We start from the raw sequence: 19127 nt of genomic DNA on the forward strand, positions 1-19127 counted from the left end.
TGTATACGTTCTCGATGAGGTTAAGCCGCGTGGGGACCGCCGAGTCGGGCCGGCACCCGCTCTTCGGGATAGTCCCACAGGCCGACATCCCGCTCGCGGGCGCGCTGCTCGATGCGTTGGAACGCGTCGGCCCTCGTGAGCGGCGCGTCGTAGTAGCGCGCGTAGCCCCGAGCGAGGAGTCGACGGTTGAACAGTTCGCCGTCGTGCTCGATGTAGACCAGCAACCGGCCGTAGCTGCCGCGGCGGTCGGCCGCCGGGTCGAGCGATATCGTGACGGTCTCGCCAGCGAGTTCCGTGCGGGCGAACTCGCTCGCGTTCTCGCCCCATCCGGCCAGCCACGCCGCGCCCGCCTCGGTGTCGGGAATCCCCTCGAACTCCGCCGGGTCATTCTCGACGTGGACCTCCGGGGTGTCCACGCCCAACAGCCGGACCTCCTCCGTGGTGCCGTTCTCGAAGCGCACGTCCATCGTGTCGCCATCGACCACCTCGGTCACGGTGACGGTCCACTGTCGTGTCGACGGCGGGGTCCGCGTCGGGGCTGCCGTCGATTGGCTGTCCGTCGGCGAGACTGTCGGTATGGAGTCGGCGTCCGTGGTCGTCACCGGGGGCTGGCCAGTCGAAACGACGTCCCCCGTGGGCGTCTGGGTCGTCCCAGTGGGTCCGCTACAGCCGGCAAGCACGACGAGCAGACACACCACCGCAGCGACCGGTTTCACGACCGTTGCTCTCCCGGGCGAAGCCTGAAACCGACGGAAGCGGCAGTTCGCGCCGGAAAGTCCGACCGTTGACGGTTCCTGCTCAGACCACGACCTGTACGACGGCGAACAGCACGACCACGCCCAGCACGTCCGAGACGTTCGTCACGACGGGTATCACCACGTCGTCGGGGTCGAGACCGAACCGGTAGGCGGCGTACGTCGCCACGACGGTGACGATGACGGCGAGGACGGCCAGTATCGCGCCGCTGGCGGTCGCAACCAGCAGGACGGTCGCCAGCGCGAGTCGTGTCTCGGCGACCAGCGCCGACAGCGCCCACGCACCGGCCCCCACGACCGGAAAGACGGTCAGCGAGAGGGCGACGGTGGCGACGGCGTTGCCCGCGAGCACTTCGTCGGCCGGGTCGAAGGCGAGTCGCCCCAGATGGAAGGCCGTCGAGAGCCGCGCGGCGAGCACGCTCCCGAGGTTGCCCGCGGTGCCGATGGTGACGGGCACGAGCACGAGCAGCGAGGGGAACCGAAGCAAGGTCCCCTCGAACGATTCGAGCACGAGACCGCTGCCGAGTTCGACGAGCATCAGCGCGACCAGCACCGGCAACATCGCGCGCGTGATCGCCCGAACCGTCCAGTCGGTCGTCACTCAACCGCCACCTCCGAGAAGCGCGAGGACGAGCCGCACCGAGAGCAACAAGAAGAGCAGGCCGAAGACGTCGCCGGTGGTCGTCACGACCGGTCCCACAATCGTATCGGGGTTGTAACCGCGGCGATAACCGGCGAAGACCACCACCACGACCGCCGTCGCCAGCACGATTCCGGTGAGCACGCCCGCGACGGCAGCGATGGCGACGAGGGTGAGCAGCGAAGCGTGCGGCAGACCAAGCAGCGTCAGTACGGTGTAGGCGGCGACGGCGGCGAGTGTGCTCACGAGCAGCCCGTCGACGAGCGCCGCCGCGACCGCCGCCCGGAGGCGCTCGTCGCCGCCGCGCACCCGCGGTTCGATAAGCCCCTGATGGAGCGCGGTCGCCAGCCGTGCACCGAGGGAGCCATAGACGTTGCCCCGCGTGGCGAGCAGCGCCGGCACGAGCACGAGCAGCCCCTCGACCGCGCGAAGCTCGCTGCGCATCCCGCCGAGGACGACCCCCGCGAGCAGGCCGCCGACGAGGCTCGCCGACAGCGCCGGCAGCGCCTCGCGGTAGGCCTCGCGTGCGATCTCGACGACGGTCATTGGCGTGTCGAGCACCGCCAGCGATAAAAATACGTCCGCTTCGCGCTATCCGAACGGGCCGCCACCGCCACCCATTCCGCCCATGCCACCGCCACCCTCGCCCTCCATGCGCTTCATCATCCGCTGCATGTCCGCATCGCCCATCCCCTGGAACTGTTTCAACGTTCGTTCCATCATCCGGTGCTGTTCTAAGAGTTCCTGGACGCGCTCTTCGGGCTGGCCGCTGCCGCGGGCGACGCGGCGAACTTGATTCGCGCCGACAGACCGAGGATTTTCGAGTTCGTTCTCGGTCATCGAGTCCATGATGACCTCGAAACTTCGCATGCGGTCCTGCGTGACGTCCATCGCGTCGTCGGGGAGTTGGTCCTTCAAACCGCCGCCGAGACCGGGAATCATGTCGAGCACTTGGTCGAGCGGTCCCATCTTGTTCATCGCGTTCATCTGATGGCGCATGTCCTTCAGCGTGAACTGCCCGGACATGATGTCCTCGGGGTCCCAGTCCTCTTCCTCGTCGCCGGTCTCCATCGCGCGCTCGACCCGCTCGGCGAGCTGTTTGAGGTCGCCCATCCCCAACAGCCGGGAGATGAAGCCGTCAGGTTCGAAGCGCTCGACGTCTTGGACCGTCTCGCCGGTCCCCAGAAAGGCAATCGACGAATCGGTCTCGTTCACGGCAGTGAGCGCTCCGCCACCTTTGGCTGTGCCGTCGAGTTTCGTGATAACGACGCCATCGACGCCGATGGCCTCCTCGAAGCGCTGGGCTTGGTCCTTCGCGCCCTGTCCGATGGCCGCATCCATCACGAGCAGGCTGCGGTCCGGGTTCACTGTTTCATCGATGGCTTCGATTTCGTCGATGAGGCCCTCTTCTAAGGCGTGGCGACCAGCCGTATCCACGATGTGGACGTCGGCTTCCTCGGTGGCTTCGAGTCCCTCGCGGGCGATTTCGACGGGGTCATCGCTGTCGGGGTCGCCGTAGAAGGTGACTTCGGCGCGCTCGGCCATCTCCTTCGCTTGGTCGTACGCACCCGGTCGGAACGTGTCGGTCTGTATGACCGCCGGTCGAAGTCCTTTCTTCGAGAACCACCACGCCATCTTCGCGGCCGTGGTCGTCTTCCCCGACCCCTGAAGACCAGCTAGCAAGATGGTCTGGGATTCGAGCGGGAGGTCCGTGCTGTCGCCCACGAGGTCAACCATCTCCTCGTAGACGATGCGGAGGACGAAATCCCGCGCCGTCGTCCCCCCTGGAGGTTCCTCTTCGAGCGCGCGTCGCTCGATGTTGTCCGAGAGGTCCATCACGAGGTCGATTTCGACGTCGGCCTGAATCAGCGAGCGCTGAATCTCCCTGACTACCTCCTCAACGTCCTCCTCGTCGAGGCGCGTCTTGCCCTGCAGTCGGTCGAGGGTTCCGCGGAGAGAACTCCCGAGGTCGTCGAGTACCATTTGCCGGCGCTATGCCGCGTAGCTGGTAAAGGCTTGTCCGTCCCACCTTTTTACTTCGGGGAATCGCTCGCTACGCTCGCTCAACCCCTCGCAAAAATCTGGACCAAAAACACCCGCTCACTCGCTACGCTCGTTCGCGGTTCAGTCGCTAGCTTCCGCCTCCACACCCTCCCCAGCCGATTCGCTCGTCGCTTCGCTCCTCGCTCATCCCTCACGCGAGTCACGCGCTTCGCGCGTTCCCACGCGCCACCGCACCACTCAAAAATTCGTCCTACTCCTCGTCACCGAGCAGCCGCTCGACGAGCACGTCGGGGTCGAACCGTTCGAGGTCGTCGTAGCCCTGCCCAGTCCCCAAAAATAGGATTGGTTTGCCGGTGACGTGGGCAATCGAGATGGCCGCGCCACCCTGCGAGTCGGCGTCGGCCTTGGCCAAAATTGCGCCGTCGATGGTCGCGGCGTCGTCGAACTCGCGGGCGCGGTTCGTGGCGTCCTGACCGGCGACGGCCTCATCCACAAAGAGGGTCATGTCGGGGTCCACGACTCTATCGATCTTCTCCAGTTGGGCCATCAAGTCATTGGAAGTGTGGAGTCGGCCCGCCGTATCGCCCAGCACCACGTCGATGTCGTGGGCTTCGGCGTATTCGACCCCATCGTAGAGCACGGCCGCGGGGTCCGACCCCTGCTCGTGGGCGATGTACTCCTTGCCGAGGTTTTCGGCATGTTCGCCCAACTGCTGGTTCGCGCCCGCCCGATAGGTGTCGCCGTTTGCGAGTACGGCCGAGAGACCGCGCTCCTCGAAATAGCGGGCGAGTTTCGCAATCGTGGTGGTCTTGCCGACGCCGTTTACTCCTGTGAAGACGATGGTCACGGGCTTGTCGGCCTCTGCCACCCGCTCTTCGAAGTCGAACTGCCCCACCGAGATGACCTCCCGAAGGGCTTCGGCGAGCGCTTCCTCGACGACGAGACCTGTGCCCTTGACCTGTGCACGCGTCGCACCCGTGAGTTCATCGCGCAGGCGGTCGAGAATCGCCTCGGTCACGCTCATCTCGACGTCGCTTTCGAGCAGCGCCATCTCCAGTTCGAATAACGGCCCCTCAAGCTCGGCAGCCTCGATGAGCGACTGCCCGGTGGCGAACAGCTTCGCGCGCGTCCCGAGTCCGAGGTTTTCCTCGCCCTCACCATTGTCGGTCTCGTCGGCCGACGATGGCCGACTCAATCGCGTTCTGGTGGGTTCATCGTCAACAGCCTCGGGTTCCGCTTCCATCTCGCTCTCCGCATCCCCCACAGCCGCCTCGTCCGGGGTGGGTTCGGTCGTCGCCGGCTCGACCGCAGCCTCGGTCCCCGTCGGTTCGGTGTCGTCCGGCGTGTCGGGTGCCGCCGGCGTGGCGTCGTCGGCATCCTCGCTGGCTTCAGGCGCTGTCGCGGCTGATTCGTCGGTTTCCGTGACGGATGCAGCTTCGGCTGCGGGGTCGTTTTCGGTCTCGACGTCCTCGGCGTCGGCGGCCGCCTCGTCGATTTCCTCCTCGGCGTCGCGCTGGAAGCTGCTGAGTCGGTCTTTGAGTCCGTCGAACATCGCCTACTCGTCGTCGTCCTGTCCCATCCCACCCATCTGCCCCTGAAGCTGCTGCATCTGCTGCTGTTGGAGCTGTTGGGCCTGCTGTTCGAGTTCCTCGCGCTCGCTCTCGATTTCGGTGATGTCCCCCTGGACCTCCTCGATGCGGTCGTCGAGCGCGTCGCGTTTTCGTTCGAGGGTTTCGATTGCACCCTCCTCGTCGCGTTCGGCCGCGTAGCCGCCGCCGAGACTCACGACCGTCTCGTCGACGTTCTGGACCTCCGCACGGACGTAGGCATCGCCACCGAGCGGAACCTGTACCGTGGAGCCGCTGTCGAGGTTTTCGAGCGCCTCGGTGGCCTCGTCGATCTCGCGCTGTTCTTCGCGGAACTCCTCGATTTCGTCCTCCATCGCCTCCTTCTGGCGTTCGAGCACGTCGAGTTCCTGTGAGAGCTGTTCGAGCTGGCCGCCACCGCCGCCACCCATGCTCATCGGCCTGCCTCCACGGTCTGCTCTCGACTGTGACTCTCGCTGTCGGTGACGAACGTATCCATACCCGTGCTGGGTGAGCACGCCGGAAGTATGTTGTCCTCTGCTGGCGCGTCGACCGGCGCTACGTGCTGTCGATATAGCCGAGCGCGTCCTCGATGCGGCCGAGCTCCGGTCCCGTACACTCCTCGCCGGCAACGTATCCCTGTGCGTTGGCGAGCAGCCCCGACCCGACCAGCGGCGCGCCGTAGTTCACGGTCCCGATGTCCGCGGGCACGTCCAGTAGTTCTTCGAGGAAGTCGAGTTCCTCGTCGGTCGATTGGGGATGACAGAGCACGCCCCGGCCCGTGGCGACTGCCGCCGTCCCAACAGTTCTGACGCCCGCGAGTTCGCCGCGCTCGGTCGGGACGTCGAGGTGCTCGCTCACGGTCTCGACGGTCTCGTCAGGGAGGTCCGGATGGACGTAGGCCCCGCTGTCGTTTGCGAGCACGACGTTGCCGGCGGCGTTGATGCGACCGGGCAGCGTCGCGACCGGGAGGTCGGTGGCGTCGGCGATGCGCTCGCGCTCGGTATCGCTCACGCGACTGCTCGCGAGCAACCCGTTCGAGTTGCCGGCGACGAGCGCGCCAACAGTCCCAGAACCGGCGATGGTCGTCTTTACGGCGGGGACGCCGAGTTCCTCGGCGAGGTCGTCGAGAAACCCGTCGTCGATGTCGGGCCTGACGAGCAGACACCGGTCGGTCGCGCGGGCGAAGACACCGACGTACGAGGAACCGGAAAAGGCCGCGCGGAGCACGTTATTCGGCGTGCTCGGCTTCGACGACGCGCTCGCCCTCCTCCTCGAAGCGGGCCGCGCGCACGCGAAGCTTGCTCGGCGGGTTCGAGCGCCCGTGTTCCCAGACCGCCTCGTTGATGGAGGGGTCGAGGCGCACGGTGTCGAGGTCGGCCTTGAAGTGCTGGGCGAGATGCTCGCGGATGAGCGTCATGGCTCTGTCGGCAGCCTCGTGGTTCGCGCCCGCCTTCACCTTGCGGAGCGGGACCGTCACGACGCGCTCCTCGAAGTCGTCAGCGCTCATTCGTCCGTATCCGACCGCCGCCAGTTGCGCCGTTTGGGATTGCGCATCGTGTCACGGTCGGTCTTCATGATGACCCACGCCGGCACGCGGGAGTTCTGGCGTTCGAGTTTCCCGAGGCGCTTCTTCTTCGCCTTCGAGTTCTTGCTCATGGTGGATTCCTTTCCACGGCGGCGCTTAAATCCTTGTCCTTCCACGCCCACCTTTTGCTGCGGTCGTTCGCTCCCGATGGTCGCTCACTCCCTCGCAAAATGTGGATCAAAAGCCGTCGTCACCTCCACCGGAAGAGCTTCGCTCTTCCGTGCTCTCGTTCGCTCCTTTCAGTCATTCACGAGAACTTCGGAGGTTCCTCGGCCCGCTCACTCGTCTTCGACTCGTTCGCGGTTCAGCCACTAACGTTCCACCACCACACCGCGACGACCACACCCTCCCCAGCCGATTCCCTCACTCCGTTCACTCATCCGCCGTCAGAACTACGTTCTGCGAGTCTGCACTCGCCATTGCTCGCACGGACCACGCACGAGTCGCACGTTACTGGCGTGCTCCCGTGCGCCGCCGTCCCCGACCACGGACGGCTATTTCCGAGAACACGACCTGTTCAGAACTCGAACCGCTCGACGGTGGTGTATTCTGGTCCGTCGTCCCGAAGAACGCTTTTGGTCAGTTCTACCGCCTCGATATCACGGGTTCCCACCGTCGGGTCGCTCTCGTTGAGCGCGCGCTGGACCTGCTCTTTCCCGCCAGCGTGGTCCATCCGCGCAATCGTCGCGTGCGGGGTGAACTCGTGGTCTTCGGGGTCGAAGCCCATTGCGACCGTTCGCTCCTCGATTACCTCGTGGAGTCGAGCGAGTTCGGTACTCCCCTCGCGGACGCCGACCCAGAGCACGCGGATGTACTCCGCGCTCGGGAACGCGCCGAGACCGCCGAACTCGGCAGTAAACGGGTCGACACCCGCGTCATCGACCGCGGTTTCGAGTGCGTCGGTGAGGTCCGCGACTCGCTCGTCGTCCACATCGCCGAGAAACTTCAGCGTGACGTGGACGGTTGCGGGGTCGGTGAGTCTGACGCCGCTCGCGTCGGCGACGCGCTCTTGAACGCTGGCGATGTCGTCTTCGAGACCCGCGAGGTCGACGCTGACGAACAGGCGCATGCGGGAACCACGAGGCCACAGGCCTTAATCACGGTCGTCACATAGGAGAGCTATGACCGATGACAGCCGGCGCGACCCCGACGAGGGCCGCAAACGGGACGACCATCCCTTCTCCGAGGGCGAAGGCTTCGACGACCCCGAGGGCTTCGACCTCGACCCGCCGGAACTCGCCGTCGACCCGAGCGAAGTCGACCCAATCGACTCCCGGGTACTGACCGACCTGCTCGACGAGCGCCAGCTCGGCACCGAGGACGTCGACGTCGAGGAACTCATCGAGGTTGGCCTGAGCTACATCGAAATCAACCGGTACGAACAGGCGACCGAGACGTTCGAGCGCGCCGCCCAGTTCGCCGACGAGGAGCGCGTCGAACAGGAAGCGTGGGTGAACAAGGGCGCGGCCCACGCCGAACTCGAAGAGTACGACGCCGCCATCGGGGCCTACCGCGAGGCGCTCGATATCGACGCCGACTCAGAGCACGCCGCAAGCGCCGAGACCAACCTCGCCTACGCACTCTTCGAGAGCGGACGCAGCGAGCAGGCCTTAGAGCACGCCGAACGCGCCGTCGAGCGCGACAACCGCTTCGCGCAGGGCTGGTACAACCGTGGGTTCTTCCTGCTCGAACGCGGTCTGGCCGAGGAGGCGCTCGAAAACTTCGACAACGCCCTTCGATTGGGCTTCCGCAACGCCGAGGTCCTCGAAGAGAAAGCCCGCGCGCTCGAAGAGGTCGGCGAGGACGAACAGGCCGAGGAAGTCGCCGAGGAGGCCAGAGAACTCCGCGAGGAGGCCGAGGAGGAACTCGTCCGTGATCGTCAACGAACGCGAAACGCCTGAGGGACGGCTCGTCGCGGTCTGCGATGACGATGTGCTCGGCGAGACCTTCGACAACGATGGCGTCGCCTTCGAGGTCACCGAGGAGTTCTACGACGGCGAGCGCGCCGACGAGGAGCGCGTGGTGGCGAGTCTCGCCCGCGCCCGCGTGGCGAACATCGTCGGGTCGGAGTCGGTGAATCTCGCGGTCGAACACGGCTTCGTCGAGGAGACGAACGTGCTCGATGTGGGCGGGACGACCCACGCCCAGTTGGTGCGTCTCGGCTGATGCTATCGACGGTACGGCTACTCCTTGACGAGGCTGCCGAAATGTTCGATGGGCACGCCCTCCATCGTCGTCATGTCGAGACCGTGGCGCTCGGCGGCCAGCGAGAGTTCGAAGACCGAATCGCGGTCGGGTGCTTCGAAGACCAACAGGAAGTCGAACCGGCCGAGCAGCGCGTACGTGTCCTTGATTTCGGCGTCGATTTCCTCCAGTTCGAGGCTGACATCACCCCACAGCGAGGCGAGCTCCTGGAGGTCCTGAAACTCCGCGCCATCGACTTCGACGAGCGATAGCCACGTCTGCATGGGGTATGCTCCGCAGGCCCGCGGTAAAGAAATTCCGGCCAGCCGGACGTGGCGGCTGCCGACCCGCTTGCCGCTGCCGGGAAAAACCGTATCCGCGACGCGCCGCTCGGTGCCGTATGAGCTACTCGACGACCATCGGCTGGTCGCTGTTCACCTCCGGCGTCGTCACGTTGCTGTTGAAGGTCGCCCCCTACGACTCGCTGTACTGGGGTATCGGACTGTTGGTCGTCGGGTTGTTCGTGATGTCGCGGCGCGTGCTCTGAGCGCCGAACACCGCCCCTCAGACGACCCGGTCGTCCTCCCAGCCACAGCTACATTTGGTTCTGGCGACGAGCACGCGGCGACCGTCGGCGCAGTCGGTATCGGTCGCCGTCGAGAGGTCATGGCGCTCTCCGTCGCCGGCCTCCGGACACCGCCGCACGAGCGGGTCGGTCGACGGCGTCTGCTCGAAGCGAAACTCCCCAGCCCCGTATGGCTCCCTGGCATCACGCACCATACAGCTGTCATGAGGGCCCGCGACTACAACATTCTTTCCGTTCGCCCGTGACACGACCGCCGCGGATAACCGGGCCGAGACCTATCTCCATGGGGAGTGGCCGACCACCATGCAGATAACCGGCCTCGCCCAGTATCACCTCACACATGACCTCGAACCGCTCGACGTCGCGTGACTCGGAGAGCCGCTGGCGCGCCACGACTATCGAGGGTTTCGCCGCGAGCTGCCACGTGATGACCGCCGTACGCTCGCCGTGGTGTGAGTTTCCCATCGAGCCGCCGTGGACGCCGGCCGCGCGCGATTTCCTCCGTACCCCCCAGACCACGACGACGGCTCCGTGCGCGCTCCCACCGGACCGGGACTCGGCATCGACTGGGACGTCGTCGGAGATGCCGAGTGACCGAAGGAGTGTTGGCCGTTCGGTTCCTACGAACCGGCAATGAGCACCCAATCCGAAGAACCGCTCGATGTCGAACGCATCAGAGGCGAGTTCCCGATCCTCGAACGCGATGTCGGCGACGGACAGCGGGTCGTCTATCTCGACAACGCTGCCACGAGTCAGACGCCTGACCGTGTGGTCGACGCGATGGACGACTACTACCGGGAGACGAATTCGAACGTTCATCGGGGCATCCACCACCTGAGCCAGGAGGCCTCGCTGGCCTACGAGGAAGCTCACGACCGCCTCGCGGAGTTCGTCGGGGCATCGGGCGGGCGCGAGGAGATGGTCTTCACGAAGAACACGACTGAAGGACTCAATCTCGTCGCCCATGGCTGGGGACTGCGGGAACTCGACGAGGGCGACGAGGTCGTGCTCACCGAGATGGAACACCACTCCTCGCTGGTCACGTGGCAACAGATCGCCAAGCGCACGGGTGCGGACCTGAAGTTCATTGCAGTCGATGACGAGGGCCGCCTCGACATGGACCACGCACAAGAAATCATCGGTCCCGACACCGAGATGGTCTCGGTGACGCACGTCTCGAACACCCTCGGGACGGTGAATCCCATTTCCGACCTCGCCGACCTCGCCCACGAGCACGGTAGTTACGTGTTCGCCGACGGCGCACAGGCCGTCCCCCATCAATCCGTGGATGTCGAGGACCTCGGTGTGGATTTCTACGCCTTCTCGGGCCACAAGATGTGCGGCCCGACGGGCATCGGCGGTCTTTATGGGAAGAGCCATCTCCTCGACGCGATGGAGCCGTTCATGTACGGCGGCGGAATGGTGCGGAAAGTGGAGTTCGAGGAGACCACGTGGGCGGACGTCCCGGAAAAATTCGAGGCCGGCACGCCGCCAATCGCCGAGGGTATCGCGCTCGCCGAGGCCGCCGACTACCTCGACGACATCGGACGTGAGCGCATCGACCGTCACGAGCGCGACCTCGTGGAGTACGCGATGAACAGGTTAGGGGAGTTCGACGACATCGAGGTCTACGGTCCGCCGGCGGGCGAGCGCGCGGGACTGGTCTCGTTCAATCTCGAAGGAGTCCACGCCCACGACCTCGCGTCCATCATGAACGACCACGCGGTGGCCATCCGGCCGGGCGACCACTGCACCCAACCGCTGCACGACGTCTTGGGGACGGCTGCCTCGGCGCGTGCGTCCTTTTACCTCTACAACACGAAAGCCGAAGTCGATGCGCTCGTCGAGGCCATCGACGACGCGCGGCAGTTGTTCGCTTGAGTTCTCGGCGCGGTTGCCAAGGCCTATGTGAGCGCCGCCCGGAGGGACGGATGTGCTATCGACAATCGATTTCGAAGACGGATTCGACGGACAGCCATCGGCGGTGAGCCGCTGATGGGGCGAGTTTCGACCATCGGGCGCGTCCTCTTCGGCGGCGTGCTCGCGTTCAATGCCATCGACAACCTGCGCGACATCGAGGGGATGGCCGCCTACGCCGATTCGAAGGGCGTGCCGAAGGCCGACCGCCTCGTGCCGCTGTCGAGCGCGATGCTCCTGTTCGGCGGCGTCGCCACCGCACTCGGGCGCGTTCCCCGCCTCGCAGGCGGCGCGATTGCGGCGTTTCTCGTCGGCGTCACGCCGGCGATGCACGACTTCTGGAACCAAGAGGACGACCAGCGCGAGGCGGAGGTCATCCAGTTCCTGAAAAACACCGCGCTGCTCGGCGGTGCGCTCTTCTTCCTCGCGCGCGGTCCCGAAGAGAACTGAGTCGTCTTTATTCAGGATATTTCGGCTCACGACGTTCGGCGCGTTCGAGCGCACGCTCGATGACCGCGCGCACGTCGCCGTGAAATGCCTCGCCGTGGCCAGCGTACATGTGTTCAACGCCCTCGGGCAGGCGTTCGAGGATGCGCTCGATGCTCTCGATGAGCACCTCCCGGGATTGGCCGGCCATGTCCGTGCGGCCGAAACTGCCGTCGTCGAACGCGCCGTCGTCGTGGACCACGACGTCGCCGGAAAATATCGTCGTCTCGGAGACCAGCGAGACGTGGTCGTCGGCGTGGCCCGGCGTGTGAATCACGTCGAAGCGCTCGTCGCCGATGTCGATGGTGTCGCCGTCGTCGATTTCCTCCGTGCGCCGCGGGTGGTCGCCGTAGGCCAGCAGGTCGACGTCGAAGCGGTCGAGGACGGCATCGAGTTCGCCGACGTGGTCGCCGTGTTGATGCGTGAGAACGACCGCGTCGAGGTCGGCGGTGTGCTCGGCAATCACGTCCTCGACGCCGGCCATCGTCCCGGCATCGACGAGTACTGTGTGCTCGCCCGTGACGAGATAGACGTTCGCCGTGAACGTCTCCGCGCCCTCCGTGACGGTGTGTACGTCCATAGTAGTCATGGAGTAGCGAACGTTTTGAGCCTGCCGGAAGTGAATTGAAATCTGACAAACGTTTTTTCCGTTATCCGCCCATAGCATACGTATGGGCTTCGGTAGCTACGACGAATCAGAGCAGGGGAATCAGGAGTACGACACCGACTTCGAGGACGACGAGGACGGGCTTAAAACCGAAGAGGAGGCACACGCCGGCGAGGTAAGCTTCGAGTTCGATACCTCGAACGACGAACTGCTCGATAGGCTCGAAGACATCAAAGAGGAGTGAAAGCCGGGACGCGCGCGCTCGGAGTCGCCGAATCCTACCGGGGCGGGCGGAGCACGCTCGCTGGCGCGGTCGTCCGAGCCAGCCGCATCGTCGATGGCTTCGTCTTCGGTTCCTGCACGGTCGGCGGCACCGACGCCACGGCTGCTGTCCTCAATCTTCACGCCCGCCTCGACCGCGCCGACGTCAACTACCTTCTCGTCGCCGGCATCGCGCCCGCGTGGTACAACGTCCTCGACCTCCACGCGCTCCACACAGCCACCGATATGCCCGTGCTCTCGGTTTCCTTCGAAGAGAGCACAGGGTTGGAGTCGGCGCTCCGCGAGGAATTTGCCGGCGATGCGCTCGATACGCGCCTCGACGACTATCGTGCACAGCCGCCGCGTCGCCGGTGTTCGGTCAACGGCGAGACGCTGTTCGTCAGAAGCGTCGGCATCGCCGACGACGAAGCCTCGGCGGTCGTCGGCGGGTTCACGCCAGAAGGTGGACGGCCCGAACCGCTGCGCATTGCGCGGCTGGCCGCTCGCGCTGCCGATTCGTGGATGGCCGGTGGTCCAGGAGCCGGTAGCGGTGGCTGATTCAAGCGAAAGAAATCCGTTTCAGTTTTTACTGTCATAGTATGAATAAAATATAGAATTTGAAGATGTGTTCGGTTGCATCTCAGATAATTCACTTCTGTGTGTCAGGACAAAGGTAGTGGAGTCGTACACTACCCTTAGGTGGGCCTACAGCAGATGGCTAAGCATCTCGATGATGCAGAGGAGCAGAGCTAACCACTCCAAGAGATCTTTGTAGGGCAGTTCGTCGTCATCCTCGGTCTCGCTTGGGTGTTTTTGGCACATGATTGTCGCATTGTTGCCGAGGGACGCGAGACCTGTTGCTAAGAGGGCCTACGCACGATGCGCAGACCCGTGATTAGCTCAGGTGCGCGAGTTTCAATCCCATGAGGGTTCGTCTGGAACAATCGAAGACCGCTGTGGAGTTATTACGATGTGAATAGATAATAAACGCTCCGCTCATATTCATTTTCGGCTTGATAATATTTTATACATTTCTTATGAATTATCCATCAGCCCGTCAGAATCGGTCTCAAAGCAGCAAGGAACCCCCTGTTTAAGACCGACCCTGCCCCACGCCACGCATGAGCGATACGGGCCACATGGACGGGTTGGAAGTGACTGCCTGCGAGCGCTGTCCCGAACTCTGTGAATCGCGGAGCCAAATCGTCAACGGCGACGGTCCTGCTGATGCCGAGCTGCTGTTCGTCGGCGAGGGACCGGGCGAGCGCGAGGACAGCGAGGGCGAGCCGTTCGTCGGCCGGAGCGGGACCGTCCTCGACGACGCGCTCCGCGACTCGGGACTCGGACGAGAGGACATCCGCATCACCAACTGCGTGCGCTGTCGCCCGCCGGACAACCGCGACCCCCACACGGACGAACTCGCCAACTGCCGGGAGTATCTCGAACGCGAAATCACCACTGTGAATCCGGAACTCGTCGTCACGCTCGGAAAGGTCCCGACCGAACACCTCCTCGGGCGCGACGCGCGCGTGACCGAGGAATCGGGCAGCATCGAAGAAATCCGACTCGATGGGCGACCCCAGCGGGTGCTCGTCTGTGTCCATCCGGCGGCGACGCTGTACGACGGCTCACAGAAGGAGACCTTTTCGAACACTATCGCCACGGCCGCCGAAATCGTCGGCGCGGGTGACGGCGATGGGCAGTCGCGCCTCGATGGGTTCTAACCAAACCGCTTTGCCCGTGTGGTGCGTGGCGCTCGTATGAGCACAGGACGCGTCCAGCGGGCCGCGACGGCGTCGGTGGTCGTCGTCGACTATGGATTAGGCAACCTTCGGAGCGTGACGCGCGGTCTCGAACGCGCCGGAGCCGACGTCGAAATCTCCGACGACCCCGCGGAACTCTCGACTGCGGACGGCATCGTCCTCCCCGGCGTCGGCGCGTTCCGCGAGGGCATCGAGAACGCCGGCCCGTACCGCGAGGCGCTCTTAGAGACCGCCGATGCGGGCACACCGGTCTTCGGCATCTGTCTCGGCATGCAGATGCTCCTCACCACCAGCGAGGAGGCCGACCGCGCCGGCGAGGGTGACGTCGAGGGTCTCGACCTGATTCCCGGCCGGAATCGCCGCTTCGACGGCGACCTGAAGGTCCCCCACATGGGCTGGAACGAACTCGCCGTCGAGCGCGACCATCCGCTCGTCGAGGGGGTCGATGGGGAATACGCCTACTTCGTCCATTCGTACTACGCAGCGCCCGAAGACAGGGACGCAACCGTCGCCACCACCGACTACGGGAGTGCGTTCCCGAGCATCGTCGCCGACGATTCGGGGACTGTGTTCGGCACCCAGTTCCACCCCGAGAAGAGCGGCGAAACAGGTTTGGGAATCCTGCGAAATTTCGTCGATATCTGTGCCGACTAGCCAGCCTGTCGCCCTCGCGTAGAAAGTCCTTTGCCGAGAGCGCGAGCAGGGCGGACAATGGCAGAAAGCCGGTCGGTCGTCGTCGCCGCCCTCGTGGCCAACATCGCCATCGCCGCGCTGAAGTTCGTCGGCTATCTCCTCACCGGGAGCGCGGCGATGCTATCCGAAACCTATCACTCGATTTCGGACACGGGCAATCAGATCTTCCTCCTCATCGGTATCCGGTTCGCCGAGCGCGAGCGCGACCGCCGCCATCCCTTCGGCTACGGCAAAGCCCAGTTCTTCTATAGTTTTCTGGTCTCCGTTCTCCTGTTCGGCATCGCGGGCTGGGAGAGCGCGAAACAGGGCTATGCGGCCCTCACCAGCGGCGAGGTCAGCAGGGAGGGTGCGGTGTCGCTACTCGGTTACTCGTTTCCCGGCGTCTGGGTGAACTACGGGGTGCTCGCCGGCGCAATCGTCTTCGAGGCCTACGCCCTGCGACAGGCGTATCTGGAGATGAGCCAGCAGATCGACGACCACGGCTGGAGCGGTTTTCGGGAAGCGTTCCGAAAGACCAGTGATGTCACCACGCTGACGGCGCTCACCGAGGATACCGTCGCCACGAGCGGCGCGGGCATCGCACTCCTCGGCGTCTATCTCTCGCGCGTGACCGGCAACCCGGTGTACGACGCGGCCGCCGCCCTGTTCATCGGTCTCATGCTCATGGGATTTGCCGTCGCGCTCGCATGGGAGAACAAACGGTTGCTGCTCGGCGAGAGCCTGCCGGCCGCCGAGGAGCGACGGCTCCGCGCGGTGGTTGCCGACTGGGACGGGGTGGACGAAATCGTCGACTTTCGGACCGTGTATTTCGGTCCCGAAGAGGTCATCGTGACCGCGGACGTCGGGTTCGGCCCGGACCTCGAAACCATCGGCATCGACGACCGCATCACCGACATCGAGGACGCGCTCATGTCGACCAACCCGCAGGTACGGAAGGTATACATCGAACCCGAAGCCTGACTCGTTCACTTCCGCCGCGGTACACGAACCCTTTTGGGAGAACGCACACCAATCTCAGTTACTGTGGCCGCCGACTCGTCACCGCTCAGGTTCTTCCCCTACGAGTCGCCTTACGAGAACCAGCGCGCAGCAATCGAACGCATCCACGGGGCGCTCGGGGACGAACGGGACGTGCTCTTCGAGGGAGCCTGTGGAACAGGGAAAACGCTCTCGGCACTCGTGCCCGCCCTCGAATTCGCCCGCGAGGAGGACAAGACGGTGGTCATCACGACGAACGTCCACCAGCAGATGCGCCAGTTCGTCGAGGACGCCCGCGCCATCAACGACCGCGAACCGCTCCGCGCGACGGTGTTCAAGGGCAAATCCTCGATGTGTCATATCGACGTCGACTACGAGGAGTGTCAGGTGCTGCGGGACAGCACGAAGGACCTCGTGAATGCCGAGGAGGACCTCGCCGACCTCGAAGCGCGCGAGGAGAGCCTGCTCGATGCGAGCCAAGACGGCGATAGCGACGCCACCGAGGCCCGAAGCGCCGTGATGGACGAACTGGAGAACGTCGAAAGCGAGGTCGAGGAGTTACGCGAGGAGTCGGTCTGTGAACACTACTACAACAATCTGACTGCCGACACCGACGCCTTCTACGCATGGCTCGCAGCGGACGTGCGCACGCCGGAGGAAATCTACGAGTACGCCGAACAGGAGAACCTCTGTGGCTACGAACTCCTCAAGGACGGGATGGAATCGATGGATTTGGTGGTCTGTAACTACCATCACCTGCTCGACCCCGTGATTCGAGAACAGTTCTTCCGGTGGCTCGGCCGCGACCCCGAGGACGTTATCACTGTGTTCGACGAGGCCCACAACGTCGAGAGCGCCGCGCGCGAACACGCCACCCGGACCCTGACCGAGACCACGCTCGACTCGGCGCTCGCCGAATGTGACGACAGCGACGATTCGCGGGCCGCACGGGCGAGAAACGTCATCGAGGCGTTCCGACGGGCACTCGTCACAACGTACGACGAAAAGTTGGGTTTCGGCGAGCGCGAACGCATCGGAGAGGACTGGGAGGACCTGGAGGTCGCCAACAGCGAGGGCCGCGACGACCTCACACTGGCGTTTCTCGATGGGTATACCGGACAGGGCATCGAGGCGGATGTCGAGACAGCGCTCGCGTTCGGGGCGGCCCTCGACCGCGAATACGACAGGCAGTATCGTAACGGCGAGACGCAAGTCCGCAAGGAATGCCAGACGCTTCAAACGGTGCAGTTCATCGAATCGTGGCTTGCGGATGGTGGTAAGCGCGCCGAGGGCGCGCGATCCTCGTCGGTCGAGCGAAGCGAGTCCGACGGCGCGTCCGGCGGTCGCCATCCCGTCGTGTCGGTGCGAGAGGGTCCCGATGGGGTCTACGGCCGCGCGGAGTCCTTCGCCTCGATTCCCCGCGACGTGACCGAACCGCTCTTTTCGAACCTGCATGCGAGCGTGCTGATGAGCGCGACGCTGCGACCGTTCGACGTGCTGGGGGACGTGCTCGGGTTGGACGAGCCGGAGACGATGGCCTACGGACTGACCTTTCCCGAGGAGCGCCGCCGGACCTTCGCCGTGGACACGCCGGCGCTGTTCGCCAGCGAGCGCGACAGTCCGGGCGTCCAGAAGTCCATCACCGAAACGCTGGGCGACGCGATTCGGTTCACGCCGGGCAATTCATTACTGTTCTTCCCGAGCTATGCCGAGGCCGAACGCTATCACGACCGCCTCGATACCGAGGCGACGACGTATCTCGACGAACCGGGCGAGACCGTCGAGTCCTTACGCGAGCAGTTCGCGGCGGGCGAACATGGCGCGTTGTTCACCTCGCTGTGGGGCACGCTCACCGAGGGCGTGAGTTTCGACGGCGACGACGCCCACACGGTGGTCGTGGTCGGCGTCCCCTACCCGCATCTCGACGACCGACTTCGGGCTGTGGAAGACGCCTACGACGCCGCCTATGAATCGGGCTGGCAGTACGCCGTCGAGATACCCACCATCCGGAAGACCAGACAGGCGCTCGGGCGCGTGCTGCGCTCGCCGGAGGAAGTCGGCGTGCGCGCACTGTGCGATGCGCGCTACACCGAGCGCGGCCAACGAGAAATGGGGAAATACGGCGTCCGTGAGACGTTCCCCGACGAGGAGCGCGCCGAACTGCTCGATGTCGCTCCGGACAAACTCAAATACGCGATGCTCAATTTCTACAGCGACCACGACGCCTACGATGGCGACCCGCCGACGCCCTGAGTCGGTCCGAAGAGCGTTCGTGGTCGTGCGTGCAGTTCCATCGATAGCATCCGAGCCACGAAGCCAGATTAGCGACAGGTTTATATAAATACGTAAAGTACGCTTTACGGAACGTCCGCTTTACAGCCAGAACCATGACGACGGCACGACCCATCCAGAGAGGAAAGCGGTACAGACGATTGATAAACGGTCTCTTCGCGGTCGGGATTGTGAGTCTTCTCGCCGGAATGTTGATTGAGCAAACCCTCGCCGGACTCGTCGTGTACACCGTTGCCGTGCTCGGTGCGATTGGGACGACCACCGTTCTCCAGTACCGCAGTTCGGTCTCTCTACAGGACGAGCGAGAACGGGAACTCGGACGCCGCGCGAGTTCCATCACGTTCCAACTGTTCGGCTATCTCGGTCTGTTCACGTTCATCGCGCTCTTCTTGCTCGATGCGACCGGGCGATATCCCATGAACGAGACGGCGGTGACACTCCTGTACGCATATGCCGTGATCTGTCTGACGTGGGGTGCAATCTACACCGCACTCCGATACCGCTCATGAAAAACGACCTCAGAGAACGACGCGAGACACACGCGCTGAGTCAGGCCGACCTCGCGGCTGCCGTCGACGTCACCCGCCAAACCATCAACGCAGTCGAGCGCGAGCGATACGACCCGTCAATCGAGTTGGTGTTCAAACTGGCCGCCCATTTCGACTGTCGCATCGAGGACCTGTTCGACCCCGAGCTGAACGGAACGGGGACCGACCACGGCAACTGATTCCCGCTCGGCTTCGTCGGTCCAACTGCTCGTCACGATGACGTCTCGGGCCGGTTCGTA

The 19127-nt window shown here is 64.4% G+C and carries 27 protein-coding genes; 13 read left to right on the forward strand and 14 right to left on the reverse strand.

Annotation, left to right across the window (positions count from 1 at the left end; translation table 11 throughout):
* Window positions 1-20: 20 nt before the first annotated feature.
* From ACQUQO_RS08305 to thpR, 10 genes are all read right to left on the reverse strand, one after another.
* The gene (locus ACQUQO_RS08305; protein WP_435077514.1) at window positions 21-716 is read right to left on the reverse strand and encodes a thermonuclease family protein; all 696 of its coding nucleotides are present in this window, start codon (window positions 714-716) and stop codon (window positions 21-23) included.
* Window positions 717-798: 82 nt separating this feature from the next.
* Window positions 799-1356 (reverse strand): magnesium transporter, encoded by a 558-nt coding sequence (locus ACQUQO_RS08310; RefSeq protein WP_435077515.1) that lies wholly within the window; start codon window positions 1354-1356, stop codon window positions 799-801.
* Entirely contained in the window at window positions 1357-1941 is a 585-nt protein-coding gene (locus ACQUQO_RS08315; RefSeq protein ID WP_435077516.1) for a magnesium transporter, read from the reverse strand. It abuts the gene before it with no gap.
* 45 nt (window positions 1942-1986) lie between these two features.
* A complete protein-coding gene (locus ACQUQO_RS08320) occupies window positions 1987-3378 on the reverse strand; it encodes a signal recognition particle protein Srp54 (RefSeq protein ID WP_435077517.1) in 1392 nt (463 codons plus the stop codon).
* A gap of 271 nt (window positions 3379-3649) precedes the next feature.
* On the reverse strand, window positions 3650-4951 hold the full coding sequence (gene ftsY / locus ACQUQO_RS08325; RefSeq protein ID WP_435077518.1) for a signal recognition particle-docking protein FtsY: 1302 nt from the start codon (window positions 4949-4951) through the stop codon (window positions 3650-3652).
* Between the two features lie 3 nt (window positions 4952-4954).
* The gene (pfdA, locus tag ACQUQO_RS08330) at window positions 4955-5422 is read right to left on the reverse strand and encodes a prefoldin subunit alpha (RefSeq protein ID WP_435077519.1); all 468 of its coding nucleotides are present in this window, start codon (window positions 5420-5422) and stop codon (window positions 4955-4957) included.
* 121 nt (window positions 5423-5543) lie between these two features.
* Window positions 5544-6215 (reverse strand): translation initiation factor IF-6, encoded by a 672-nt coding sequence (locus tag ACQUQO_RS08335; RefSeq protein ID WP_435077520.1) that lies wholly within the window; start codon window positions 6213-6215, stop codon window positions 5544-5546.
* A 1-nt stretch (window position 6216) separates the two neighbouring features.
* Window positions 6217-6495, reverse strand: coding sequence for a 50S ribosomal protein L31e (locus ACQUQO_RS08340; RefSeq protein WP_435077521.1), 279 nt, complete (start codon window positions 6493-6495; stop codon window positions 6217-6219).
* A complete protein-coding gene (locus ACQUQO_RS08345) occupies window positions 6492-6644 on the reverse strand; it encodes a 50S ribosomal protein L39e (protein WP_004051839.1) in 153 nt (50 codons plus the stop codon). The genes ACQUQO_RS08340 and ACQUQO_RS08345 overlap by 4 nt, the downstream gene beginning before the upstream one ends.
* Window positions 6645-7090: 446 nt before the next feature.
* Window positions 7091-7642 (reverse strand): RNA 2',3'-cyclic phosphodiesterase, encoded by a 552-nt coding sequence (gene thpR / locus ACQUQO_RS08350; RefSeq protein WP_435077522.1) that lies wholly within the window; start codon window positions 7640-7642, stop codon window positions 7091-7093.
* 52 nt (window positions 7643-7694) lie between these two features.
* Between thpR and ACQUQO_RS08355 the strand changes: the two genes are divergently transcribed.
* On the forward strand, window positions 7695-8474 hold the full coding sequence (locus ACQUQO_RS08355) for a tetratricopeptide repeat protein (protein WP_435077523.1): 780 nt from the start codon (window positions 7695-7697) through the stop codon (window positions 8472-8474).
* The gene (locus ACQUQO_RS08360; RefSeq protein ID WP_435077524.1) at window positions 8446-8739 is read left to right on the forward strand and encodes a DUF424 domain-containing protein; all 294 of its coding nucleotides are present in this window, start codon (window positions 8446-8448) and stop codon (window positions 8737-8739) included. The genes ACQUQO_RS08355 and ACQUQO_RS08360 overlap by 29 nt, the downstream gene beginning before the upstream one ends.
* Before the next feature lie 17 nt (window positions 8740-8756).
* Here ACQUQO_RS08360 and ACQUQO_RS08365 read toward each other — a convergent pair whose 3' ends face one another.
* The gene (locus ACQUQO_RS08365; RefSeq protein ID WP_435077525.1) at window positions 8757-9041 is read right to left on the reverse strand and encodes a GYD domain-containing protein; all 285 of its coding nucleotides are present in this window, start codon (window positions 9039-9041) and stop codon (window positions 8757-8759) included.
* A 116-nt stretch (window positions 9042-9157) separates the two neighbouring features.
* On the opposite strand from ACQUQO_RS08365, the gene ACQUQO_RS08370 reads away from it, so the two are divergent.
* Window positions 9158-9304, forward strand: a complete 147-nt coding sequence (locus ACQUQO_RS08370) for a hypothetical protein (protein WP_435077526.1) — start codon at window positions 9158-9160, stop codon at window positions 9302-9304.
* A 17-nt stretch (window positions 9305-9321) separates the two neighbouring features.
* Here ACQUQO_RS08370 and ACQUQO_RS08375 read toward each other — a convergent pair whose 3' ends face one another.
* Both ACQUQO_RS08375 and ACQUQO_RS08380 read right to left on the reverse strand, forming a co-directional pair.
* Window positions 9322-9537: a hypothetical protein gene (locus ACQUQO_RS08375; RefSeq protein ID WP_435077527.1), complete on the reverse strand. Its 216-nt coding sequence runs from the start codon at window positions 9535-9537 to the stop codon at window positions 9322-9324.
* Window positions 9538-9544: 7 nt separating this feature from the next.
* Entirely contained in the window at window positions 9545-9808 is a 264-nt protein-coding gene (locus ACQUQO_RS08380) for a hypothetical protein (protein ID WP_435077528.1), read from the reverse strand.
* Between the two features lie 168 nt (window positions 9809-9976).
* Between ACQUQO_RS08380 and ACQUQO_RS08385 the strand changes: the two genes are divergently transcribed.
* Window positions 9977-11224, forward strand: a complete 1248-nt coding sequence (locus tag ACQUQO_RS08385) for an aminotransferase class V-fold PLP-dependent enzyme (protein ID WP_435077529.1) — start codon at window positions 9977-9979, stop codon at window positions 11222-11224.
* 114 nt (window positions 11225-11338) lie between these two features.
* Window positions 11339-11710, forward strand: coding sequence for a DoxX family protein (locus tag ACQUQO_RS08390; RefSeq protein WP_435077530.1), 372 nt, complete (start codon window positions 11339-11341; stop codon window positions 11708-11710).
* Window positions 11711-11717: 7 nt separating this feature from the next.
* On the opposite strand, the gene ACQUQO_RS08395 is transcribed toward ACQUQO_RS08390, so the two are convergent.
* On the reverse strand, window positions 11718-12326 hold the full coding sequence (locus ACQUQO_RS08395; protein WP_435077531.1) for an MBL fold metallo-hydrolase: 609 nt from the start codon (window positions 12324-12326) through the stop codon (window positions 11718-11720).
* A gap of 91 nt (window positions 12327-12417) precedes the next feature.
* On the opposite strand from ACQUQO_RS08395, the gene ACQUQO_RS08400 reads away from it, so the two are divergent.
* The 8 genes from ACQUQO_RS08400 (at window position 12418) to ACQUQO_RS08435 (ending at window position 19067) form a co-directional block, all read left to right on the forward strand.
* Entirely contained in the window at window positions 12418-12597 is a 180-nt protein-coding gene (locus ACQUQO_RS08400; RefSeq protein ID WP_435077532.1) for a DUF5786 family protein, read from the forward strand.
* Window positions 12594-13172, forward strand: a complete 579-nt coding sequence (locus tag ACQUQO_RS08405; protein ID WP_435077533.1) for a DUF99 family protein — start codon at window positions 12594-12596, stop codon at window positions 13170-13172. The genes ACQUQO_RS08400 and ACQUQO_RS08405 overlap by 4 nt, the downstream gene beginning before the upstream one ends.
* Window positions 13173-13753: 581 nt before the next feature.
* Window positions 13754-14338: a uracil-DNA glycosylase gene (locus ACQUQO_RS08410; RefSeq protein WP_435077617.1), complete on the forward strand. Its 585-nt coding sequence runs from the start codon at window positions 13754-13756 to the stop codon at window positions 14336-14338.
* A 36-nt stretch (window positions 14339-14374) separates the two neighbouring features.
* On the forward strand, window positions 14375-15031 hold the full coding sequence (gene hisH / locus ACQUQO_RS08415) for an imidazole glycerol phosphate synthase subunit HisH (RefSeq protein WP_435077534.1): 657 nt from the start codon (window positions 14375-14377) through the stop codon (window positions 15029-15031).
* A 57-nt stretch (window positions 15032-15088) separates the two neighbouring features.
* The gene (locus ACQUQO_RS08420; RefSeq protein WP_435077535.1) at window positions 15089-16030 is read left to right on the forward strand and encodes a cation diffusion facilitator family transporter; all 942 of its coding nucleotides are present in this window, start codon (window positions 15089-15091) and stop codon (window positions 16028-16030) included.
* Window positions 16031-16093: 63 nt separating this feature from the next.
* Window positions 16094-18301, forward strand: coding sequence for an ATP-dependent DNA helicase (locus ACQUQO_RS08425; protein ID WP_435077536.1), 2208 nt, complete (start codon window positions 16094-16096; stop codon window positions 18299-18301).
* Between the two features lie 134 nt (window positions 18302-18435).
* On the forward strand, window positions 18436-18849 hold the full coding sequence (locus ACQUQO_RS08430; protein ID WP_435077537.1) for a DUF2178 domain-containing protein: 414 nt from the start codon (window positions 18436-18438) through the stop codon (window positions 18847-18849).
* Window positions 18846-19067: a helix-turn-helix transcriptional regulator gene (locus tag ACQUQO_RS08435; RefSeq protein ID WP_435077538.1), complete on the forward strand. Its 222-nt coding sequence runs from the start codon at window positions 18846-18848 to the stop codon at window positions 19065-19067. Before ACQUQO_RS08430 ends, ACQUQO_RS08435 begins: the two co-directional genes overlap by 4 nt.
* Window positions 19068-19127: the final 60 nt, after the last annotated feature.

It is taken from the genome of Halococcus sp. AFM35 (assembly GCF_051195015.1).
In the GTDB taxonomy this organism is placed as follows: domain Archaea; phylum Halobacteriota; class Halobacteria; order Halobacteriales; family Halococcaceae; genus Halococcus.